Source organism: Sphingomonas flavalba (genome assembly GCF_004796535.1).
In the GTDB taxonomy this organism is placed as follows: Bacteria; Pseudomonadota; Alphaproteobacteria; order Sphingomonadales; family Sphingomonadaceae; genus Sphingomonas_L; species Sphingomonas_L flavalba.
Genome location: NZ_SPHY01000001.1, coordinates 149,092 through 169,808, shown reverse-complemented (window position 1 = coordinate 169,808; position 20,717 = coordinate 149,092). Strand labels below are relative to the sequence as shown.

At 68.2% G+C, this 20,717-nt stretch carries 17 protein-coding genes and 1 tRNA gene; 15 read left to right on the top strand and 3 right to left on the bottom strand.

The window, feature by feature from the left end:
• The first annotated feature begins 18 nt into the window (after positions 1 to 18).
• From lon to E4A53_RS00755, 4 genes are all read left to right on the top strand, one after another.
• Positions 19 to 2,424: an endopeptidase La gene (lon, locus tag E4A53_RS00770; protein WP_136161201.1), complete on the top strand. Its 2,406-nt coding sequence runs from the start codon at positions 19 to 21 to the stop codon at positions 2,422 to 2,424.
• 152 nt (positions 2,425 to 2,576) lie between these two features.
• Positions 2,577 to 2,849, top strand: a complete 273-nt coding sequence (locus E4A53_RS00765) for an HU family DNA-binding protein (protein ID WP_136161200.1) — start codon at positions 2,577 to 2,579, stop codon at positions 2,847 to 2,849.
• A 193-nt stretch (positions 2,850 to 3,042) separates the two neighbouring features.
• Positions 3,043 to 3,117: transfer RNA gene (locus tag E4A53_RS00760), tRNA-Val, on the top strand.
• A 658-nt stretch (positions 3,118 to 3,775) separates the two neighbouring features.
• The gene (locus E4A53_RS00755) at positions 3,776 to 5,305 is read left to right on the top strand and encodes a catalase (protein ID WP_239018067.1); all 1,530 of its coding nucleotides are present in this window, start codon (positions 3,776 to 3,778) and stop codon (positions 5,303 to 5,305) included.
• A 168-nt stretch (positions 5,306 to 5,473) separates the two neighbouring features.
• On the opposite strand, the gene purL is transcribed toward E4A53_RS00755, so the two are convergent.
• Positions 5,474 to 7,675, bottom strand: a complete 2,202-nt coding sequence (gene purL, locus E4A53_RS00750; protein ID WP_136161198.1) for a phosphoribosylformylglycinamidine synthase subunit PurL — start codon at positions 7,673 to 7,675, stop codon at positions 5,474 to 5,476.
• 103 nt (positions 7,676 to 7,778) lie between these two features.
• Here purL and E4A53_RS00745 point away from each other — a divergent pair, with 103 nt between their 5' ends.
• Positions 7,779 to 8,237 (top strand): VOC family protein, encoded by a 459-nt coding sequence (locus E4A53_RS00745; RefSeq protein ID WP_136161197.1) that lies wholly within the window; start codon positions 7,779 to 7,781, stop codon positions 8,235 to 8,237.
• A 14-nt stretch (positions 8,238 to 8,251) separates the two neighbouring features.
• Here E4A53_RS00745 and E4A53_RS00740 read toward each other — a convergent pair whose 3' ends face one another.
• On the bottom strand, positions 8,252 to 10,369 hold the full coding sequence (locus E4A53_RS00740) for a putative bifunctional diguanylate cyclase/phosphodiesterase (protein WP_136161196.1): 2,118 nt from the start codon (positions 10,367 to 10,369) through the stop codon (positions 8,252 to 8,254).
• A gap of 123 nt (positions 10,370 to 10,492) precedes the next feature.
• On the opposite strand from E4A53_RS00740, the gene E4A53_RS14570 reads away from it, so the two are divergent.
• Positions 10,493 to 11,116: a hypothetical protein gene (locus E4A53_RS14570; protein WP_168694265.1), complete on the top strand. Its 624-nt coding sequence runs from the start codon at positions 10,493 to 10,495 to the stop codon at positions 11,114 to 11,116.
• A 47-nt stretch (positions 11,117 to 11,163) separates the two neighbouring features.
• Positions 11,164 to 11,958 (top strand): acyl-homoserine-lactone synthase, encoded by a 795-nt coding sequence (locus E4A53_RS14565; RefSeq protein ID WP_168694264.1) that lies wholly within the window; start codon positions 11,164 to 11,166, stop codon positions 11,956 to 11,958.
• Between the two features lie 62 nt (positions 11,959 to 12,020).
• Here E4A53_RS14565 and E4A53_RS00730 read toward each other — a convergent pair whose 3' ends face one another.
• On the bottom strand, positions 12,021 to 12,395 hold the full coding sequence (locus E4A53_RS00730) for a hypothetical protein (protein WP_136161194.1): 375 nt from the start codon (positions 12,393 to 12,395) through the stop codon (positions 12,021 to 12,023).
• Positions 12,396 to 12,526: 131 nt separating this feature from the next.
• Between E4A53_RS00730 and E4A53_RS00725 the strand changes: the two genes are divergently transcribed.
• From E4A53_RS00725 to E4A53_RS00690, 8 genes are all read left to right on the top strand, one after another.
• Positions 12,527 to 13,516 (top strand): cysteine synthase A, encoded by a 990-nt coding sequence (locus E4A53_RS00725; RefSeq protein WP_136161193.1) that lies wholly within the window; start codon positions 12,527 to 12,529, stop codon positions 13,514 to 13,516.
• Between the two features lie 67 nt (positions 13,517 to 13,583).
• Positions 13,584 to 13,874, top strand: a complete 291-nt coding sequence (locus E4A53_RS00720) for a hypothetical protein (RefSeq protein WP_239018066.1) — start codon at positions 13,584 to 13,586, stop codon at positions 13,872 to 13,874.
• A gap of 311 nt (positions 13,875 to 14,185) precedes the next feature.
• Positions 14,186 to 14,683: a division/cell wall cluster transcriptional repressor MraZ gene (locus E4A53_RS00715; RefSeq protein ID WP_136161192.1), complete on the top strand. Its 498-nt coding sequence runs from the start codon at positions 14,186 to 14,188 to the stop codon at positions 14,681 to 14,683.
• On the top strand, positions 14,680 to 15,648 hold the full coding sequence (rsmH, locus tag E4A53_RS00710; protein WP_136161191.1) for a 16S rRNA (cytosine(1402)-N(4))-methyltransferase RsmH: 969 nt from the start codon (positions 14,680 to 14,682) through the stop codon (positions 15,646 to 15,648). The genes E4A53_RS00715 and rsmH overlap by 4 nt, the downstream gene beginning before the upstream one ends.
• Positions 15,645 to 16,235 carry a colicin transporter gene (locus tag E4A53_RS00705; RefSeq protein WP_206366181.1) on the top strand — a complete coding sequence of 197 codons (591 nt, stop codon included), beginning with the start codon at positions 15,645 to 15,647 and terminating at the stop codon, positions 16,233 to 16,235. Before rsmH ends, E4A53_RS00705 begins: the two co-directional genes overlap by 4 nt.
• Positions 16,232 to 17,923 carry a peptidoglycan D,D-transpeptidase FtsI family protein gene (locus tag E4A53_RS00700; RefSeq protein ID WP_239018065.1) on the top strand — a complete coding sequence of 564 codons (1,692 nt, stop codon included), beginning with the start codon at positions 16,232 to 16,234 and terminating at the stop codon, positions 17,921 to 17,923. The genes E4A53_RS00705 and E4A53_RS00700 overlap by 4 nt, the downstream gene beginning before the upstream one ends.
• A 5-nt stretch (positions 17,924 to 17,928) precedes the next feature.
• Positions 17,929 to 19,344 carry a UDP-N-acetylmuramoyl-L-alanyl-D-glutamate--2,6-diaminopimelate ligase gene (locus tag E4A53_RS00695; protein ID WP_136161189.1) on the top strand — a complete coding sequence of 472 codons (1,416 nt, stop codon included), beginning with the start codon at positions 17,929 to 17,931 and terminating at the stop codon, positions 19,342 to 19,344.
• Positions 19,341 to 20,711: a UDP-N-acetylmuramoyl-tripeptide--D-alanyl-D-alanine ligase gene (locus tag E4A53_RS00690; protein WP_136161188.1), complete on the top strand. Its 1,371-nt coding sequence runs from the start codon at positions 19,341 to 19,343 to the stop codon at positions 20,709 to 20,711. Before E4A53_RS00695 ends, E4A53_RS00690 begins: the two co-directional genes overlap by 4 nt.
• The last annotated feature ends 6 nt before the right edge of the window (positions 20,712 to 20,717 follow it).

Below are 20,717 nucleotides of genomic sequence, written 5' to 3'. Positions count from 1 at the left end.
GGTGCCGCCGGAGTTTGCATGAAAACAGTTTATCCGATCCTTCCGCTTCGCGACATCGTGGTGTTCCCGCAGATGATCGTGCCGCTGTTCGTCGGCCGCGAGAAGTCGGTTGCCGCGCTTGAGCAGGCGATGGCGACCGACAAGGAGATTTTCCTCGTCTCGCAACTCGACCCGGCGGAGGACGACCCGCGCCGCGAGGACCTGTACGATCTCGGCGTGCTGGCGACGGTGCTGCAGTTGCTGAAGCTGCCCGACGGTACGGTGCGCGTGCTGGTCGAGGGGCGCCACCGCGCGACCCTGCAGAGCCTGGAGGAGGAAGGCGCCTATCTGGTCGCGACGATCGCCGAGGTCGAGGAAGCGACGGTCGAGGGCAACGAGATCAAGGCGCTGATGCGCTCGGTCGTCGAGCAGTTCGAGAATTACGCCAAGCTCAACAAGAAGCTGCCGGCCGAAACCGCCGTTCAGCTTGCCGAGATCGAGGACGCCTCGAAGCTGGCCGACGCGGTTGCCGCCAATATCTCGATCAAGGTGTCCGACAAGCAGGCGCTGCTGGCGGAAAGAGATCCGGCCCGGCGGCTGGAGATGAGCTTCGCCTTCATGGAGGGCGAGCTTGGCGTGCTGCAGGTCGAGAAGAAGATCCGCAGCCGCGTCAAGCGGCAGATGGAGAAAACCCAGCGCGAATATTATCTGAACGAGCAGTTGAAGGCGATCCAGCGCGAACTGGGCAGCGAAGGCGACGACGACGGTAATGAGGTTGCCGAGCTGGCTGCCCGGATCGCCAAGCTGAAACTGTCCAAGGAGGCGCGGGCCAAGGCGACGTCGGAGCTGAAGAAGCTGAAGACGATGGCGCCGATGTCGGCCGAGGCGACGGTCGTCCGCAACTATCTCGACGTGCTGCTCGGCCTGCCCTGGGGCAAAAAATCGAAGCTGAAGCGCGACATCGCCGAGGCGCAGCGCACGCTCGACGAGGATCATTATGCGCTGGAGAAGGTCAAGGACCGGATCATCGAATATCTGGCGGTGCAGGCGCGGACCAACAAGCTGAAGGGGCCGATCCTGTGCCTTGTCGGCCCGCCGGGCGTGGGCAAGACTTCGCTTGGCCGCAGCATCGCCAAGGCGACCGGGCGCGAATTTGTCCGCCAATCTCTGGGCGGTGTGCGTGATGAAGCGGAAATCCGCGGTCACCGGCGCACCTATATCGGTTCGCTGCCCGGCAAGATCGTCACCAACCTGAAGAAGGCGGGCACGTCCAACCCGCTGTTCCTGCTCGACGAGATCGACAAGCTCGGGCAGGATTTCCGCGGCGATCCGGCGTCGGCGCTGCTCGAAGTGCTCGACCCGGAACAAAACAACAAGTTCCAGGACCACTATCTGGAAATCGACATCGACCTGTCGGACGTGATGTTCGTTACCACCGCCAACTCGCTGAACCTGCCGCAGCCGCTGCTCGACCGGATGGAGATCATTCGGCTCGAAGGCTATACCGAGGACGAGAAGGTCGAGATCGCCGAACGGCACCTTATCGCCAAGCAGATTGAGGCGAGCGGGTTGAAGCCGGGCGAGTTCGTGCTGACCAATGCCGGGCTGCGCGACCTGATCCGCTATTATACCCGCGAGGCGGGCGTGCGTACGCTGGAGCGCGAGATCGCCCGGCTGGCCCGCAAGGCGCTCCGGCGTATCCTGGAAGGCAAGATCGAGAAAGTCGAGATCGGCCCGGACAATCTTGCCGACTATGCCGGCGTGCGCAAATTCCGCCACGGCATCGGCGAGGAGGAGCATCAGATCGGCGCGGTGACCGGCCTGGCGTGGACCGAGGTCGGCGGCGAGTTGCTGACCATCGAGTCGGTGACGGTGCCGGGCAAGGGTGGCGCCCGCACCACCGGCAAGCTGGGCGAGGTGATGACCGAGTCGATCCAGGCGGCGCTGAGTTTCGTCAAGGCGCGCAGCCCGAGCTATGGCATCAAGCCCAGCCTGTTCGCCCGCAAGGACATCCACATCCATCTGCCCGAAGGGGCGGTGCCCAAGGATGGGCCGTCGGCCGGTATCGGCATCGTGACCTCGATCGTGTCGACGCTGACCGGCGTCGCGGTGCGCCGCGACGTGGCGATGACCGGGGAGGTCACCCTGCGCGGCCGGGTCCTGCCGATCGGTGGGTTGAAGGAAAAGCTGCTCGCGGCGCTGCGCGGTGGGATAACTACCGTGTTGATTCCGAAAGACAATGAAAAGGACTTGGTCGAGATTCCTGCGAATATCCTCGATGGACTGACCATCGTACCGGTCGCCCATGTCGATGAGGTGTTGAAGCTGGCGCTGACCGAACCGTTGACCCCGATCGATTGGACCGAGGCGGATGAGCTGGCCGCCCAGCCGCCCAGCGCGTTGTCTCCCGTGGTCGGTGACGGCACGGCCGGGCGCACGCATTGAGGGAGGGCGGCGGCGGAAAAAATAAGGTTGCCGCCCGCCATACGGTGTTTTTTGCCGCTTTTGCTTTGACAGGCACGGCAACACGCGCCTTACTGCCGCCCGGCTGTAAGCCATGATCCAATATTTAGCTCAATTTAGGGGGTTCCCAGGGCATGAATAAGCAAGAGCTGATCGGTGCCGTCGCGGACGGTTCGGGCCTGAGCAAGGCGGATGCCGGCAAGGCCGTCGAGGCCGTGTTCGACTCGATCGCCGCCGCTCTGAAGAAAGGTGACGAAGTGCGCCTCGTCGGCTTCGGGACCTTCTCGGTCAGCAAGCGCAAGGCATCCACCGGCCGCAATCCGCGGACCGGCGAGCCGATGACCATCAAGGCGTCGAGCCAGCCGAAGTTCAAGGCGGGCAAGGGCCTGAAAGACTCGGTCAACTGATCAACAGGCCGGCGCGGGGGCAATCCCTGCCTTCGCGCCGGCACCGTTCCTCCCGCGCGATACGGGCTGGACAATCACGCGGCGGATGCTATTTCGCCGCGACCGGAGCGGTCGGCCTTGTCTGGCCTTTCCGGGTGCGGAGGGCGCCACCACGCGCCAGATGCGGGTTCCCCCGCCTCCAGACCCGATATGTGGGCGCGTAGCTCAGTGGTAGAGCACACCCTTCACACGGGTGGGGTCGCAAGTTCAATCCTTGCCGCGCCCACCACTTTCTTGCGCTTTTGCAAGTCCTTTCTCGGCGGCCATTTGTCATCAATGGTCAGCAAATGGTCAGCGCTATATGTCCGTGCAAGGCGGCTGATCCGCATCCAGAATTTGGACAGCGCCTCTTGGGGGACGTACTTGGCATGGCATTTGGTCGTGCGGTTCGGGTTGCCCTCGTGGCTCAATACCTCGGCAATCTGGCGCTCGGGAACGCTCGGATCGTTTTCGGAAAAACGTCGTCCGACAGCCCCAATGCATTGCGGCGCGGACGCCACGCGGTCGTGTTGGATCTGACCGGGTGATAGCCGTCTCGCGCCCCCGCGCGGAGCACGGCGCGCAGCGGTCGGATCGCCGGAATTGTGTGGCATCGCGCTTCTTTGTCCGAGGTGCGCGCCGGGCTGTAGATTGATTAGCCCGAACCGATCATCATACTGCGTCGCCGGGTCGAACTGCTTCGCCGCATCCGGTCGAACGTTGGCGAACATCCGGGAACAACCCAGGTGAATCCCCACAGGCCTTAGGCGGGATAGAAACCTGCCCGAAACCGCGCACCACCGAATAGTCATCGGCTTTTTCGATGAGAGTGACAGTTTTTATGACGCTGGCGAATTGGCGCCATGCGGCTAACAAAGACCGTCATCATTTCGGAAGGAGAAGCTGCCGTGACCAAGACGCATCCCGACGCCGGCCAGTGTCCGGTTTCCCATCTGACGACGGCATTCGGTGCGCCCGTGCCTGATAATCAGGACAGCCTGACCGCCGGCGCGCGCGGGCCATTGCTGGCCCAGGACGTGTGGCTCAACGAGAAACTCGCCAATTTCGTGCGCGAGGTGATCCCGGAGCGACGCATGCACGCCAAGGGTTCGGGCGCTTTCGGTACCTTCACCGTGACCCATGACATCAGTCGCTACACCCGCGCGAAAATCTTCAGCGAAGTGGGCAAGAAGACCGAGATGTTCGCGCGCTTTACCACCGTCGCCGGCGAGCGCGGCGCGGCCGATGCCGAGCGCGACATTCGCGGCTTTGCGCTGAAATTCTACACCGACGAAGGCAATTGGGACATGGTGGGGAACAACACCCCGGTCTTTTTCCTGCGCGACCCGCGCAAATTCCCCGACCTCAACAAGGCGGTGAAGCGCGACCCGCGCACCAATATGCGCAGCGCCACCAACAACTGGGATTTCTGGACGCTGCTGCCCGAAGCCTTTCATCAGGTAACGATCGTGATGTCCGATCGCGGCCTGCCCAAAAGCTATCGCCACATGCATGGTTTCGGCAGCCACACCTACAGCTTCTGGAACGAGGCGGGTGAGCGCTTCTGGGTCAAGTTCCACTTCAGGACGCAGCAGGGCATCGACAATCTGAGCGATGCGGAGGCGGCGGCGCTGGTCGGCGGCGACCGCGAATCGCACCAGCGCGACCTGTATGAGGCGATCGAGCGCGGCGACTTCCCGAAATGGACGATGTATGTCCAGATCATGCCGGAGGCGGACGCCGAGACTTATCGTTTCCACCCCTTCGACCTGACCAAGGTGTGGTACAAGGCGGACTATCCGCTGATCGAGGTCGGCGAGTTCGAGCTCAACCGCAACCCGGACAATTTCTTCGCGGATGTCGAGCAGAGCGCCTTCGCGCCGTCGAACCTGGTGCCTGGGATCGGCGTGTCGCCCGACCGCATGCTCCAGGCGCGCCTGTTCAACTATGCCGACGCCCAGCGCTACCGGCTCGGGGTCAACTATCACCAGATTCCGGTCAACGCCGCGCGCTGCCCGGTGATGAGCAACCATCGTGACGGCGCGGGGCGGGCCGACGGCAATTACGGCAGCCGCCCGCATTACGAGCCGAACAGCTTCGGCCAGTGGCAGCAGCAGCCCGACTATGGCGAGCCGCCGTTGCGAATTTCGGGCGATGCCAAGCACTGGAACTATCGCGAGGATGACGACGATTATTTCACCCAGCCGCGCAAGCTGTTCCAGCAGATGCGCCCGGAGCAGCAGCAGGTGCTGTTCGACAATACCGCACGGGCGATGGGCGATGCGCCGGCCTTCATCAAGCAGCGGCATATTGACAATTGTACCCGCTGCGACTCCGCTTATGGCGCCGGGGTCGCCGCCGCGCTTGGGATGAGCGCCCGCCCCGCGGCCGATCTGCCCGCCGAGCCGGAAACGCCGCCGCAGAATTCGCGGCGCTGATCCATGCGCCCCTCCCTTTCGAGGGAGGGGCGCGGTTCGCGCGAAACGGAACCGGATGCCGCGCGGTCGAAGCTGTACCCGCGCCCATCATCCTCAGGGGGCTGGCGAAGCGTTGCGCGTACTGCGCGCTGGGTGCCGGGCTGCCGAGCAGCGACAGCCTCAAGACTCTCAATTGCCCATCAGATCCGTGAAGAAGCTTTCATGGGCGGTACGGAGGGTGGTGAGGGGCAGGGTGATGGCATTTATCGGGTCGGTGATGATGGCGTCGGCAGCGACCTGGCCGATCGGCCGTGCTTCCATGCCGGCGGCGCCGGCCGCGCCGACGAGCGCGTCGGCGTCGGCGGTCGTCACCAGATAGCGGGCCTGATCCTCACCGAAATACCAGTCGCGGGGAGCGATGCCGGCGGGCGGGGCGGTGAGCTTGGCGCCGAGATTGCCAGCGAGCGCCATTTCGGCGAGCGCGACGAGCAGGCCGCCATCCGACAGGTCATGCACGGCGGTAAGCGTACCATCGGCGATGCGGTCGCGGACAAAATCGCCGTTGCGCCGCTCGGCGGTCAGGTCGACCGGCGGCGGGGGGCCATCCTCCCGCCCGGCGATCTCGCGCAGCCACAGCGACTGACCGAGATGGCCGGCGGTGGCGCCGATCAGCACGATCGCCTCCCCTTCCGCCTTGAACGCGATGGTGGCCGAGCGGGTCCAGTCGGCGAGCAGGCCGACGCCGCCGATCGCCGGGGTCGGCAGGATGGCGCTGGTCGTGCCGTCGTCGTTGCGCGTCTCGTTGTAGAGGCTGACATTGCCGCTGACGATCGGAAAGGCGAGGGCGGCGCACGCTTCGGCCATGCCCTCGATGCAGCCGACGAACTGGCCCATCACCTCCGGCCGCTGCGGGTTGCCGAAATTCATGCAGTCGGTGGTGGCGAGCGGGGTCGCGCCGACCGCGGTCAGGTTGCGCCAGCATTCGGCGATCGCCTGCTTGCCGCCTTCATAGGGGTCGGCGTAGCAATAGCGCGGGGTACAGTCGGTGCTGATCGCCAGCCCTTTTTGCGTGCCGTGGACGCGGACGACCGCCGCGTCGCCGCCGGGGCGCTGGACGGTGTCGGCGCCGACCATGTGATCGTACTGCTCCCAGATCCAGCGGCGGCTGGCGAGGTCGGGGGAGCCCATCAGTTTCAGCAGGTCGGCGGCGATGTCGGCCGAGGCCGGCACGTCGGCGAGCGGCGCCGGCTTCGGCGTCGGGACGTGGGGGCGGTCGTAGAGCGGGGCGGAATCGGCGAGCGGGGCGAGCGGGATGTCGCAGACGGTCTCGCCCCGCCAGTTGAGGACCATGCGGCCGGAGGTTGTCACCTGGCCTATCACGGCAAAATCAAGTTCCCACTTACGAAAGATCGCTTCCGCCTCTGCCTCGCGGCCGGGCTGTAGGACCATCAGCATCCGTTCCTGCGATTCGGACAACATCATCTCGTAAGGCGTCATCCCCTCTTCGCGGCAGGGGACGGCGTCCATGTCGAGGACGATGCCGACGCCGCCCTTCGACGCCATCTCGACGCTGGACGAGGTCAGGCCGGCGGCGCCCATGTCCTGGATCGCGACGATCGCGTCGGAGGCCATCAGCTCCAGGCACGCCTCAATCAGCAGCTTTTCGGTGAACGGGTCGCCGACCTGCACGGTCGGGCGTTTTTCCTCCGAATCCTCGGAAAATTCGGCCGACGCCATCGTCGCGCCGTGGATGCCGTCGCGGCCGGTCTTTGAGCCGACATAGACGATCGGGTTGCCGGGGCCGGAGGCGGCGGAATAGAAGATCTTCGCGGTTTCGGCGACGCCGACGGTCATCGCGTTGACCAGGATGTTGCCGTCATAGGCGCGGTGGAAATTGACCTCGCCGCCGACCGTCGGCACCCCGACGCAATTGCCGTAGCCACCGATGCCGTGGACGACGCCGGCGATCAGATGGCGCATCTTCGGGTGATCCGGGCGGCCGAAGCGCAGCGCGTTCATGTTGGCGACCGGGCGCGCGCCCATCGTGAACACGTCGCGCAGGATGCCGCCGACACCGGTCGCCGCGCCCTGATACGGCTCGATGTAGGACGGGTGGTTGTGGCTCTCCATCTTGAAGATCGCCGCCTGCCCGTCGCCGATGTCGACGACGCCGGCATTCTCGCCGGGGCCGCAGATGACCTGCGGACCGGTGGTCGGCAGCTTCTTCAGGTGCAGGCGCGACGACTTGTAGGAACAATGTTCCGACCACATCACCGAGAAGATGCCCAGCTCGGTCAGGTTGGGCGTGCGGCCCAGCGCGGCAAGGACGCGATCATATTCTTCCGGCGAAAGCCCGTGTTCGGCGACGATGTCTGGCGTGATCTCGGTCATGCGGCGATCCGGTAGCCTGCTGCGACCGCCGTGTCAGCCTGAATTGCGGCCGTGGCGAAAAGCGGCGATGATCCGGCCTGTCCCGAATCGCTGGAGAACGACGATGGCGCGGCCGATCCCCGAGGGCTTCCACAACGTCACCCCCTATCTGACCGTTGACGACGCCGACGGCGCGATCCGCTGGTACGGCGAGACGTTCGGCGCGGTCGAACTGTTCCGGCTGCCGTGGGGCGACAAGGTCGGCCATGCCGAGATCCGTATCGGCGATTCGCACGTGATGCTGGCCGACGAGTCGCCGGAGAGCGACACGCGCAGCCCGCGGGGGCTGGGCGCGACGACGGGCGCGCTGCTGCTGTATGTCGAGGATGTCGATGCGGTGTTCGCCCGGGCGATCGCCGCCGGGGCGACCGCGTTGCGGCCGGTCGAGGACCAGTTCTACGGCGACCGCGCCGGCCGCCTGCGCGACCCGTTCGGCCATGAATGGATGCTCGCCACCCATGTCGAGGACGTGTCGCCGGAGGAAATGGAGCGGCGCATGGCGGGCATGGCGCCGGAGTGCTGATCGCGGCGGGCTGATCAGGAGGCGATGCGCCGCGCGCCGGTGAGCAGTTCGGTCACCACCTCCGCCGGCGACGGATAGCCGAACAGGAAGCCCTGGCCGACGGTGCAGCCGTGGCGTTTCAGGAACGCGGCCTGGCGGCGCGTCTCCACCCCTTCGGCGACGACGGTCATGCCGAGCGAGTGGCCGAGCTTGATGATCGCCGAGACGATCGCGCCGCTGTCGGTGCCGCTGCCGGTTTCGCCGAACAGGTCCATGATGAAGCTGCGGTCGATCTTCAGCGCATCGACCGGAATCTCGCGCAGGTGGGTGAGCGAGGCGTAGCCGGTGCCGAAATCGTCCAGCGAGATGCCGAAGCCTTCCTGCTTCAATTCGAGGATCATCTGGCTGACCAGCGGCGCGGTGCGGCCGACGAACACGTCCTCGTTGACCTCGATGCAGAAGCGGTCGCGCGGGATGCCGGCGCCGTCGGCATGGCCGATCAGCCGCTGGATGAAATCGCGGTTGCGGAACTCGGCGGTCGAGGCGTTGATCGACATCACGCCGAAATCGAGGCCCTGGTCGCGCCAGATCGTCATGTCGCGGACGATCATGTTCAGCATTTCGATGCCGATCGCCTCGGCGACCTCGAAATCCTGAAACGCCTCGTAGATCGTGCCGGGCAGGCAGATCGCGCCGCTGCGGTCGCGCCGGCGCAGTAGCGCCTCGAAGCCGAGGACGGCGCCGGTCTCCAGCGAATATTGCGGCTGGTAATAGGGTAGCAGCCGGCCGTTCTCGACGGCTTCGCGGCCGAGGTTGATCATCGCGACCCGGCGCTGCATCGCGTTCTTCATCTTCGGTTCGAAGGCGAGGTAGCGGCCGCGGCCGGTGTTCTTCGCCTCGTAGAGCGCGATGTCGGCGTGCTTGAACAGTTCCGAGGCGTTGTTCGCCTGGGTCGGGAAGATCGCCCAGCCGGCGCTGGCCCGGCAGTCGAAGTCGCGGCCGTCGAGCTTGATCGGGGTCTTCAGCCCGGCGAAGATCGCCTCGATCAGGTCCTCCATGACCTTCGGGCTTTCGAGGTTGGGCAGCAGCACCGCGAATTCGTCGCCGCCGAGCCGCGCGATCGTTCCTTCGACGAACACGCTGTTCTGCAGCACCTTGGCGAACTGCATCAGCAGCCGGTCGCCGGCGTCATGGCCGAACAGGTCGTTGACGTCCTTGAAATGGTCGAGGTCGAGGACCATCAGCCCGACCCGGCTCATGTCGAGCGCGGCATGGGCGATCACCTCGTCCAGCCGGCGGTTGAACAGCGAGCGGTTGGGCAGCGCGGTCAGCGAGTCGTGCTCCGCCGCCCAGCGCGTCTCGATTTCCTGCAGGACGATCTCGTGGATGTCCTCCGTATAGCCGTACCACTGGAGGACGGTGCCGCTTTCGTCGCGCAGCGGGAAGCATTGCGAGCGCATCCAGCGATATTCGCCGCTGGCGACGCGGAAGCGCAGGCGCACGTCGGTCGCCTCGCCGAGCATCATCGCGCGGCCGACCGTCGCCTGCATCTTTTCGAGGTCGTCGGGGTGGATGACCTTCATCCAGCCGAGGAAGCCGAGCGCCTCTTCCTCCTTCAGCCCGACCAGCTTCAGATAGCGTTCGGTGACGGCGGTGACGCCCTTGTCCTGTTCGGCGAGCCAGGGCAACTGCGGGTTCAGGTCGACCGTCTGCCACAGATGCTTGTTGCGGCGGCGCAACTGGGCGATTTCCTCGCGCTCGGCGGTGCGGTCGACGATCGTCGCAAGCAGCGCCCGGCTGCCAGCATCGCCGCCAAGGCTCAAGGTGATGTCGCTGTGGACGACGGCATCGTCGACCCGCCAGTCGACGTCCAGCCGCCCGCCCTTCCCGGCCAGCGCCTGGCGAACGGCGGCGAACAGCGCGGCGCGGCCGGCCGGCGCGACCAGCCGGAGCAGCGCCCGCAGCGGTGGCGCCTGCCCGGTCCTCAGCAGGGCGGCGGCGACCGGATCGAGCCGCGCCGGACCGTCGATGCCGGCCAGCCGGCATTGCCCGACGCCGGCCAGCGCCAGCGCGGTTGCCAAGGCGTCTTGCGCCGCCGGGACGGCAGTGCCGGAGCCGAGCCAGTCGGCCGAGGAGGGCGGATCGTTGTTCAATGGTGCGCTCGTCCGGGCGGTTTAGTGAACAAGATTTAAGGGAGGCTTACCGGCGGGGTGCAAACCGGCTGTTAACCCGGCGCGTTTATCCCGGAACGCCATTGCTTCTGGGAGGCCTGGCAGATGGCCGTACACGCCGCGGTCGGCGGTTCGCCGCCATCGGGATATTCCCGCCTGCGCACGGCGGTTATCACGGAAAACAGCCTAGAGGCGCTGGTCGGCGCCTTTGCCGCTGCGCTGCGTGAGGACGGCATCGCCGGCCATGTTTGCGCGCGTGTCGGCGTCGACGACGGGTTGGCGGAGGCGCTGTTCGGCGACATGCCCGAACTCATCCTTTTGAATGACGATGCCGACATCGCCTGCGACGACGACGGGTTGATCCTGCGCCTGTCCGCGCGCCCCTCCGCCGCAGCGCGGGCACGGGTGCGCGGCTATGCCGTGCTCTACGCCGCGCGGGGCGTGGAACTGCACGCGATCGCGTCGCAGCCGGCGACGGCGTGCGGCCTGACGACGCGCCAGCGTTTCATTCTGGGACGGTTGCTGTTGGGCGACTGCCCCGACGAAATCGCCGCGGCAAGCGGGGCGAGCGTTGCCGGCATCCGCGACGCAATGCGCCGCGCGGCGGCGATTCTGGGCGCCGAAACCCACCAGCAGGCGGTGGCGATCGCGGCCCGACGCGGGCTGCTTCTTACCACAGAGACTGGATTTCCCGCTTTATCCCCCCGAAATATTGGCTATTATTCCTGAAGCCGCCACGCATAGGCGGTTGGAGGGCGGGTCTAGTGCTGCATTTGGTGACGAGGGAGAACCGCTCGCTCTACGAGCGCGAACTGGACGATCTGTTTCGTCGCCGCAAGACGGTTTTCGTCGATGAGCTGGGCTGGCACCTTTCGGTCACCGCCGACGGCCGCGAAATCGACGAATATGACGACGACCAGGCGATCTACGGCATCGGTTTCGACAATGCCGGCCGGGTGACGATGTCCGGCCGCTATCGCCCGACCGCCGACCGATCGATGCTGGTCGACGTGTTTCCCGAGGCGCTGGCCGAGGGGCCGGACGGGCTGAACGGCCCGGACGTGTGGGAATTCAGCCGCGGATTCTGCCTGGAGACCGGTGGGCGCGACCATAACCGCCGGCGGCGCGCGATGTTGATGCTGACGCCGCTGGAGGTGGCGCTGGCCCGTGGCATCAAGAGCTATGTTGCCTTTTCGGAGGTGCGGCTGCTGCCGCTGTTCATCAGCATGGGCTGGCGGGTGCAACTGCTCGGCGACCCGGTGTCCTACGGCGAGGGCGAGGGCATCGGCTATCGCGTCGAGGTGTCGGAGGAAGCGGTGCGCGAGATGCGCGAAAGCTATGGCCTGCCGGCGCCGGCGCACATCCACCTGCTGCCCGACCCGAGCGATACACGCAGCGTCCACGAGCGGGCGCGCGAGATCGCCGAGCGCAACCCGGCCTATGCGCGGATGATGCCGCAGCCCGACGACCGGCCCTATGTCGCCCATAACGGCACCCGGCCGATCGACGAGGCGGTGCTGCGCCGCCGCGCCGTCGCCTGGACCCGCCAGAACCAGTACGCCGCCGGCTGAACGCCATGAAAAAGGCCGGCGGATCGCTCCGCCGGCCGTCGGTCTGGAAAGGCTGGCTAAGCTCAGCTCTTGCAGCTCTGCGGGGCGCCGCCGTCGATGCCGATCTGAACCGTCTCTCCGGTGCCGGAAAGCGACCAGCCGTTGCCGGACATCAGCTCGCCCTTGGCCTCCGCGGTGACGTGCGCGGGCAGGTCGTTGCGGTTCAGGCGCAGGTTGGCCGATTTGTCGTCCGACATGAAGTCGACATAAACGACGCGGTTGTCCTTGCAGCGATAGCTGACGCTGTGCTGGACTGACGGCGGCAGCTCGACGGGCGGCGCGTTGGCGAGTTCGGTCGCCATCGGATCGGGGTTGGTGTCGAGGACCTCGGGCTTGCTGTCACAGGCGGCGAGGGTGAGGAGGGCCGCTACGGCGGCGAGGGGGAGGGTATGCTTCATGGCGGGGGCACCCTTTCGCGGGCGTATGGGTATCCGTCAAGGGTTGATGGCCGTCCGCCCGCATTTTTCCTTTGCGGATTGCAAGCACTGCCTGCTTGCCGGACCGGCGCCCGCTCGGCTATCGACCAAGCATGATCGCTTCCGACACGCTCGCGCTGATCGGTAACACACCGCTCGTTCGCCTCAACGGCCCAAGTGCGGCAACCGGCTGCGAAATCTTCGCTAAATGCGAATATGCCAACCCCGGCGCATCGGTGAAGGACCGCGCCGCGCTGTACATCGTCGAGGATGCCGAGGCGCGCGGCGTCCTCGCCCCCGGCGGCACCATCGTCGAGGGGACGGCGGGCAATACCGGCATCGGCCTGGCGCTGGTCGCCAACGCCAAGGGCTATCGCACGATCATCGTCATGCCGGAGACGCAGAGCCGGGAGAAGATGGACACGCTGCGCGCGCTCGGCGCCGAACTGGTGCTGGTGCCGGCGGCGCCCTATTCGAACCCCGGCCATTTCGTCCACACCTCCCGCCGGATCGCGGAGGAGACGGAAAACGCGCTCTGGGCCGACCAGTTCGACAATATCGCCAATCGCCGCGCCCATATCCGCGGCACCGCCGAGGAAATCTGGACGCAGATGGACGGGCGGGTCGACGGCTTCACCTGCGCGGCGGGGACCGGCGGCACCATCGCCGGCGTCGGCCTGGGCCTGAAGGCGAAGGACCCGGACGTCACCATCGCGCTGACCGACCCGCACGGCGCCGCGCTCTACAGCTATTTCGCCTGCGGCGAGCTGAAGGCCGAGGGCAATTCGGTGGCGGAAGGGATCGGCCAGGGGCGGATCACCGGCAATCTGGACGGCGCGCCGATCGACACCCAGTTCCGCATTTCCGACGAGGACGGGCTGGCGCAGGTGTTCGCGCTGCTCCGCGACGAGGGGCTGTGCGTCGGCCTGTCGAGCGGGATCAACGTCGCCGGGGCGATGGCGCTGGCCCGCCAGCTTGGGCCGGGCAAGCGGATCGCGACGATCCTGTGCGATACCGGTTTCCGTTACCTGTCAACGCTTTACAACCCGGAATGGCTGGCGGCGAAGGGGCTGCCGGTGCCGGGCTGGCTGGCGGCGCGCTGAGCGTTCGACAGCGGCGGCGGAACACGCTAGCCTAGGCGCGATGCGCGTGGACGAAAGGCAGTTCCGGATGCAGCGTGTGCGGGTCGGCCTCACCGGCCTTGCCGTCGTCCTGCTGATCGCGGCGGCAACGGCGGCTATTCTGCAATCGGCGAACACGGACGAGGGCGCGGCGAGCGGCAATGCGGCGATCGCGGCGGCCGTGCCGGGCGGCGCCGCCAACGTCGCCGACGCGCCGAAGGAGCCGCTCGCCGAGATCGGCGTCGCGCCGGGTGCCGGGATGACCGACGTCGAAAAGGCGGCCGAGGCGACCAACAGCGACCGCAAGCTCGCCCCCCCCGCCAACGCGCCGGAACGCTGAGATGACCGATTCGCCGCGCCAGCGCCTCAGCTTTCCGCGCCAAGCGCCTGTAACCATGGTTAAAATCGGGCGGAACATCCCGCGAACGCCGATTTTGGCGCCCGTGAAACCGCCCGGATTCCAACGGGTTGGAGAAGCGTCTCCATAGATTCCCGTAAAATCCCGTAAAATCCCGTTGTATCCCGCACCTGCTCCAAGTATGAATTGGAGCAGGGCGGGAGATTTCCCTGTGTCATGCACGACACCGAAAAGCCGGCATTCGCCGCTTTTCGGATCGGGAGAGCTGTGCACCCGCCCGCGAAGGGCAGCAGGTGAGCGACAGGCAGGCATATTCAGGCATGGCGGTGACCGGGATCGACGCGAAGGGTCGCGCCGCCATCCCCGCCTTCCTGCGTGCCGCGCTTGACCGCAATGGCGCGGAATCCCGCGTCATCATCGCCGAAAGCGCCAATGCGCCGTGCCTGATCGGCTTCGACCCCGCCTACCTCGAAGCCAATCGCGCCAAATACGGCAGCCGCGCCGACGCCCGGCTGGACGCCGGCGAAGCCGTCGACACCAACATCGCCCGTCTCGCCTTCGCGCTGAACGATATCGCCAGCTACGATTCGAGCGGCCGCTTCGTGCTGCCGCCGTTCCCGGCGATGAAGGCCGGCCTCGACAAGACCGGCCCGGTGCTGTTCGCCGGGCTGGGCGACACGTTCGAGATCTGGAACCCGGACCTGCTGGAGGCGGACGCCAACGTCCACCCGGCGTTCAAGGAACGCGCGCTGTTCTGCCTCAGCCAGTGGAAGAAGGGAGGCAAGGGATGACCGCCCCGCAGCCCGCCGCCCTTCAGGCCGGCGCCGGCCAGCCGCACGTCCCGGTGATGCGCGACCCGTTCGTCGACGCCCTTGCGCCCGCCCCCGGCAAGCGCGTCGTCGACGGCACGTTCGGCGCCGGCGGCCACAGCCGCGCGCTGCTGGCGCGCGGGGCGACGGTGATCGCGCTCGACCGCGACCCGGACGCCGTCGCCGCCGGGCAGGCGCTGGTCGCCGAGGCCGGCGGCGCGCTGACCCTGGTCCACGAGCGTTTCTCGCGGATGGACGCGGCCGTCGACGGCCCGGTCGACGGCGTCGGCCTGGATATCGGCGTATCGTCGATGCAGATCGACCAGGCGCCGCGCGGCTTTTCGTTCCAGGCCGACGGACCGCTCGACATGCGGATGGACCAGGCCGGGCCGAGCGCCGCCGATTTCGTCAACGAGGCCGACGAGAGCCTGATCGCCGACATCCTCTATCGCTACGGCGAGGAGCCGCGCGCCCGCCGCATCGCCCGCGCGATCGTCGCGGCGCGGCCGATCGCGCGCACCGGCGAACTGGCGGCGGTGGTGCGCCGCGCGGTCGGCCACCGCCCCGGCGAGAAGAAGGACCCGGCGACCCGCGCCTTCCAGGCGATCCGCATCCACGTCAACCGCGAGTTGGGCGAGCTTGAGGACGGGCTGGCGGCGGCGGAACGGGTGCTGAAGCCCGGCGGCCGGCTGGCGGTCATCACCTTCCACAGCCTTGAGGACCGGATGGTGAAAAGCTTCCTGCGGATCCGCAGCGGCGCCACCCCGGCCGGCTCGCGCCATCTGCCGGCGGCGCCCGCCGGCCGCGCCCCGACCTTCGACGCGGTCGCCAAGCCGGTCCGCCCGAATGCGGCCGAGCTGGCCGCCAATCCGCGCGCGCGCTCGGCGACGTTGCGCGTCGCCAGCCGCACCGCCGCCCCCGCCTGGCCCACCGCAGGAGACGCATGATGATCGCCCACCGCCTTCGCCCGATCGGCTGGATCCTGGCCGTCGCCGTCGCGGCGTTGGTCCTCTACCTGATCTCGTCGCGGGTCGCGGCGGAGCGCGGGCGGCTGGATGCGGTCAACGCCGAGATCAGCCGGGTGAACAGCGATATCCGCCATTTGCAGACCGAACTGGCGGCGCGCGGCAGCCTGCGCCAGCTCGAGCGGTGGAACGGCGAGGTGCTGGCGCTGTCGGCGCCGAGCGCCGACCAGTATCGCAACGAGGTCCAGCTCGCTTCGCTGCAGATCGGCCCCGCCGCCAAGACGCCGAATGTCGTGCAGGTCGCGCTGGTCAGCGCCGAGCCGGCGGTGCGCGCGGCAATGCCGGTCGTCGCCCATGCGGTCGAGACGCGCAGGGCCGGCAATGCCGGGCCGGCCGATCCGTCCGGCGGCCGCCCCGACATGCTGCGCGCCGCCGCGCAGGTCGTCCCCGCCCGGCCGGATGCGGTGCCGCAGGCGCGGCTCCAGCGCGTCGCGATGCTGGATGCCGGCACGCTGGACGACCTGTCGCGCCGCGCCGCGCGTGAAGCGCATGAGGCGGGGGGGCGGTGACCGCGCTGGTCGCGTCACCGCGCCGATTCCGCCAGGCAAGTCAGCGCGGCCAGAGTGTCGCGCTTTCGCATTTCCGGCTGATGCTGCTGATGCTGCTGTTCATCGGCGGCACGGTCGCGGTCGCGACCCGGCTGGCGTGGCTGGCGGTGTTCAGCGACGGCGCCGCCGCGCGCAGCGGCATTGTCGCCGGCATTCCGCCGCGCGGCGACATCGTCGACCGCAACGGCGTGCCGCTGGCGCGGATGATCGACGCCTGGTCGATCGGCATCCACCCGGCGAAGGTGATCGGCGACAAGCGCAAGCTGGCGGCGACGCTGGCGCGGCTGATGCCGGAACGCGACGCCGACGCCTATTACCGGCTGCTGCGATCCGACCTGACCTTCACCTATCTGCGCCGCCGCGCGCTGCCTGAGCTGGTGGCGGCGGTCAACGCGCTGGGCGAGCCGGGCATCGCCTTCGCGCGCGAGCCGGAGCGCGTCTATCCGCAGGCGACGCTGGCGGCGCATGTCCTTGGCTATCTCGACATCGACGGGCATGGCCGGCAGGGCATGGAGCGGGTGCTCGACAAGCGGCTGACCGACCCGCTGACCCGCGGCAAGCCGGTGGCGCTGTCGATCGACAGCCGGGTGCAGGCGGCGATGGAAAGCGAGCTGTACGCCGCGATGGTCAAGCACAGCGCGCTGGGCGGCACCGGCGTCGTGCTGGACGTGGAAACCGGCGAGGTGATCGCGATGGCGTCGCTGCCGGTGTTCAACCCCAACCGGGTCGGCGCGTCACCGGAGGACGCCCGCCGCAACGGCGTGACCCAGAGCGTCTACGAGCTTGGCTCGACCTTCAAGCCGCTGACCATCGCCGCGGCGATGGACAATGGCGTCATCACGTCGATGGCCCAGCGTTACGACGTGTCGGCGCCGTTGCAGGTCGGCCGGTTCCGCATCCGCGACGACCACCCGGCCAAGGGCTCTTTCACCGTGCCCGAGATCCTCGTCCATTCGTCCAACATCGGCACCGCCCGCATCGCCGACGAAATGGGCGCGGCGATGATGGAGAAGAATTTCCGCGCGCTCGGCTTCTACGGCCCGCCCGACATCGAGCTGCGTGAGAAGGGCGCGTCGATCGTCCCGTCCTTCTGGGCGCGGACGACGGTGATGACCACCGCCTATGGCCACGGCATCGCCGTGACCCCGCTGCAGCTCGCCAATGCCTATGCGACGCTGGTCAACGGCGGCATCTGGCGGCCGACGACGCTGCTGCGCCGCGATGCGGACAAGATCCCCGCCGGCCACCGCGTCTACAGCGAGGCGACCAGTTTCCGCCTCCGCCAGTTGCTGCGGCTGATCGTCGAGGACGGCACCGGCCGCAAGGGCGACGCGCCGGGCTTTCGCGTCGGCGGCAAGACCGGCACGGCCGAGAAGCCGTCGAACGGCGGCTATAACCGGCGCAACAACGTATCCACCTTCGCGGCGGTGTTTCCGATGGACGCGCCGCGCTATGTTGTGATCGCGATGCTCGACTCGCCCAGGGGCACGGCCGACACCTTCGGCTTCACCACCGCCGCCTGGACAGCGGCGCCGGTGGTCAAGCGGGTGATCGAGCGCACCGGGCCGATGCTGGGCGTCAACCCCGATTTCGGCCGCGACATCGACACGGCCGAAATGAACGCGCTCGTCGCGAAAAAGGAAGATTGAGAGGGATGAAGCTCGGCGCGCTGATCGGAGGACAAGGCGGGCCGGAGGTGACCGGATTCGCGATCGACCACCGCAAGGTGGCCCCCGGCACCGTGTTCGGCGCGTTCCGCGGCAGCCGCGTCAACGGCGAGGACTATATCCCCCAGGCGGTGGCCGCCGGGGCGATCGCCGTCGTCGCCCGGCCGGAGGCGGAGGTGACCGGCGCCGTCCATGTCGCGTCCGACGACCCGCGCCGCGACTTCGCCCTGCTCGCCGCCAGATTCTTCGCGCCGTTCCCGGCGACGACGGTGGCGGTGACCGGCACCAACGGCAAGACGTCGACCGTCGAGATGACCCGCCAGCTGTGGCGGATGCAGGGCCACCATGCCGCCTCGATCGGCACGCTCGGCGTCACCACCTCCGTCGACCGGGCGGTGACCGGGTTGACCACGCCCGACATCGTCACCTTCCTGTCCAACGTCGCCGGGCTGGCGCGCGAGGGGGTGACCCACCTGGCGTTCGAGGCGTCGAGCCACGGTCTGCACCAGTACCGGACCGAGGGGCTGCCGGTCCGCGCCGCCGCGTTCACCAACCTGTCGCGCGACCACCTCGACTATCACGGCGACATGGCGGCCTATTTCACCGCCAAGCTGCGGCTGTTCTCCGAAGTGGTCGACGGCGACGGTAGCGCGGTGATCTGGGCCGACGACCCGGAGGCGGCGCGGGTGATCGACCTGGCGCGCGAGCGCGGGCTGAAGCTGCTGCGCGTCGGCGAGCATGGCGAGGAGCTGCGGCTGCTGAGCCGGACACCGACGCGGCTGGGCCAGGCGCTGGTCGTCGAGGTGGACGGGCGGCAGCACAAGGTGACGCTGCCGATGATCGGTGCCTATCAGGCGGCGAACGCGTTGGTCGCCGCCGGGCTGGTGATCGCGACCGGCGGGGATGCGGCGGCGACGCTGGACGATATGGCGCGGCTGCAGCCGGTGCGCGGGCGGCTGGAACGGGCGCTGATCACCCGCGCCGGCGCGCCGGTCTATGTCGACTATGCCCATACCGCCGACGCGCTGGAGGCGGCGATCGCGGCGTTGAAGCCGCACGCGAAGGGGCGGCTGATCCTGGTGTTCGGCGCCGGCGGCGACCGCGACACCGGCAAGCGGGCGGAGATGGGCAAGATCGCGGTGGCGCTGGCCGACCATGCGATCGTCACCGACGACAATCCGCGCACCGAGGACCCGGCGGCGATCCGCCGCGACGTGCTGGAAGGCGCGGTCGGCGCCGACGAGATCGGCGATCGCCGCGCCGCCATCGCCGCCGCGATTGCCGAGGCCGGGCCGGACGACATCGTGCTGATCGCCGGCAAGGGGCACGAGCAGGGTCAGCTGGTCGGCGACCGGGTATTGCCGTTCGACGACGTCGCGGTGGCGCGCGAGGTCGCGGGATGAGCGCGCTGTGGACAGCAGACGCGATCGCGGCGGCGACCGGCGGCATGGCGAGCGCGGACTTCGCGGCGGCCGACGTCGCCTATGACAGCCGCGAGGTTGGCCCCGGCGACCTGTTCGTCGCGCTCGCCGGCGAGCAGAGCGACGGCCATAATTTCCTCGACGGGGCGTTCGCGGCCGGGGCCGCCGGCGCCATCGTCGATCGCACGGTTCCGTGGCCGCACGTCCGGGTTCCGGATACGGCGGCCGCGCTGGATGCCCTTGGGGTCGCAGCAAGGGCGCGCACGACGGGGAAAATCGTCGGCGTAACAGGGTCGGTGGGCAAGACCGGCACGAAAGAGGCGTTGTTCGCGGCGTTCGACCGCATCGCGCCCGGCCAGGCCCACCGGTCCGTCAAGAGTTACAACAACCATGTCGGCGTGCCGCTCAGCCTGGCGCGGATGCCGGCGGAGACGCGCTACGGCGTGTTCGAGATGGGCATGAACCATGAAGGCGAGCTGGCGGCGCTGACCCGGCTGGTCCGCCCCGACATTGCCGTCATCACCGCGATCGCCCCGGCGCACCGCGCCCATTTCGCCAGCGAGGAAGCGATCGCCGACGCCAAGGCGGAGATCTTCGAGGGGCTGGAGCCGGGCGGCACCGCCATCGTCCCCCATGACAGCCCGCACCGCGACCGGCTGGCCGCCGCCGCCCGGCCCTATGCCGCCAGAGTGTGGACCTTCGGCTTCGGCGAGGGCGCCGACGTGCGGGCGGTGGCGACCGCGCCGGCGGCGAACGGCGGCACCACCGTGTCGATGACGATGCCCGACGCGCAGCTGACCTTCACCGTCGGCCAGCCCGGCGCGCACTGGGTATCGAACGCGCTGGCGGTGCTGGCGGCGGTCGAGGCGGCGGGCGGCGACATCGCCGCGGCCGGGCTGGCGCTGGCCGGGCTTGGCGGGCTGGCCGGGCGGGGCGCGCGCCACAGCATCCGGGTCGGCGACGGCGAGGCGCTGCTGATCGACGAAAGCTACAACGCCAACCCGGCGTCGATGGCGGCGACGCTGGCGGTGCTCGGCGCCGAGCCGGCGGCGCGCCGGATCGCCGTGCTCGGCGCGATGCGCGAACTGGGCGCGGAAAGCGACGCGCTCCACGCCGGGCTGGCCGGGCCGGTGATGGCGGCCGGCGTGGATTTCGCGCTGCTCGTCGGCACGGAGATGGCGCCGCTCGCCCAGGCGCTTGAGGGGCGGACGAAAATCTGTCAGGCGCCCGATGCCGCCGCCGCGCTGGCCATCCTTCGCGATGTCCTGAAGCCCGGCGACGCGGTGCTCATCAAGGGGTCGAACGCAATCGGGCTTGCCCGCACCGTGACGGCGTTGGCGGGGGATTAGGGACTG

Coding starts and splice junctions, on each gene's coding strand:
- purL (WP_136161198.1), bottom strand. CDS start 7,675: ATGACCGAGATCACGCCAGACATCGTCGCCGAACACGGGCTTTCGCCG.
- lon (WP_136161201.1), top strand. CDS start 19: ATGAAAACAGTTTATCCGATCCTTCCGCTTCGCGACATCGTGGTGTTC.
- E4A53_RS00695 (WP_136161189.1), top strand. CDS start 17,929: ATGAAGCTCGGCGCGCTGATCGGAGGACAAGGCGGGCCGGAGGTGACC.
- E4A53_RS00720 (WP_239018066.1), top strand. CDS start 13,584: ATGCAGCGTGTGCGGGTCGGCCTCACCGGCCTTGCCGTCGTCCTGCTG.
- E4A53_RS00690 (WP_136161188.1), top strand. CDS start 19,341: ATGAGCGCGCTGTGGACAGCAGACGCGATCGCGGCGGCGACCGGCGGC.
- E4A53_RS14570 (WP_168694265.1), top strand. CDS start 10,493: ATGGCCGTACACGCCGCGGTCGGCGGTTCGCCGCCATCGGGATATTCC.
- rsmH (WP_136161191.1), top strand. CDS start 14,680: ATGACCGCCCCGCAGCCCGCCGCCCTTCAGGCCGGCGCCGGCCAGCCG.
- E4A53_RS00730 (WP_136161194.1), bottom strand. CDS start 12,395: ATGAAGCATACCCTCCCCCTCGCCGCCGTAGCGGCCCTCCTCACCCTC.
- E4A53_RS00765 (WP_136161200.1), top strand. CDS start 2,577: ATGAATAAGCAAGAGCTGATCGGTGCCGTCGCGGACGGTTCGGGCCTG.
- E4A53_RS00705 (WP_206366181.1), top strand. CDS start 15,645: ATGATGATCGCCCACCGCCTTCGCCCGATCGGCTGGATCCTGGCCGTC.
- E4A53_RS00725 (WP_136161193.1), top strand. CDS start 12,527: ATGATCGCTTCCGACACGCTCGCGCTGATCGGTAACACACCGCTCGTT.
- E4A53_RS00745 (WP_136161197.1), top strand. CDS start 7,779: ATGGCGCGGCCGATCCCCGAGGGCTTCCACAACGTCACCCCCTATCTG.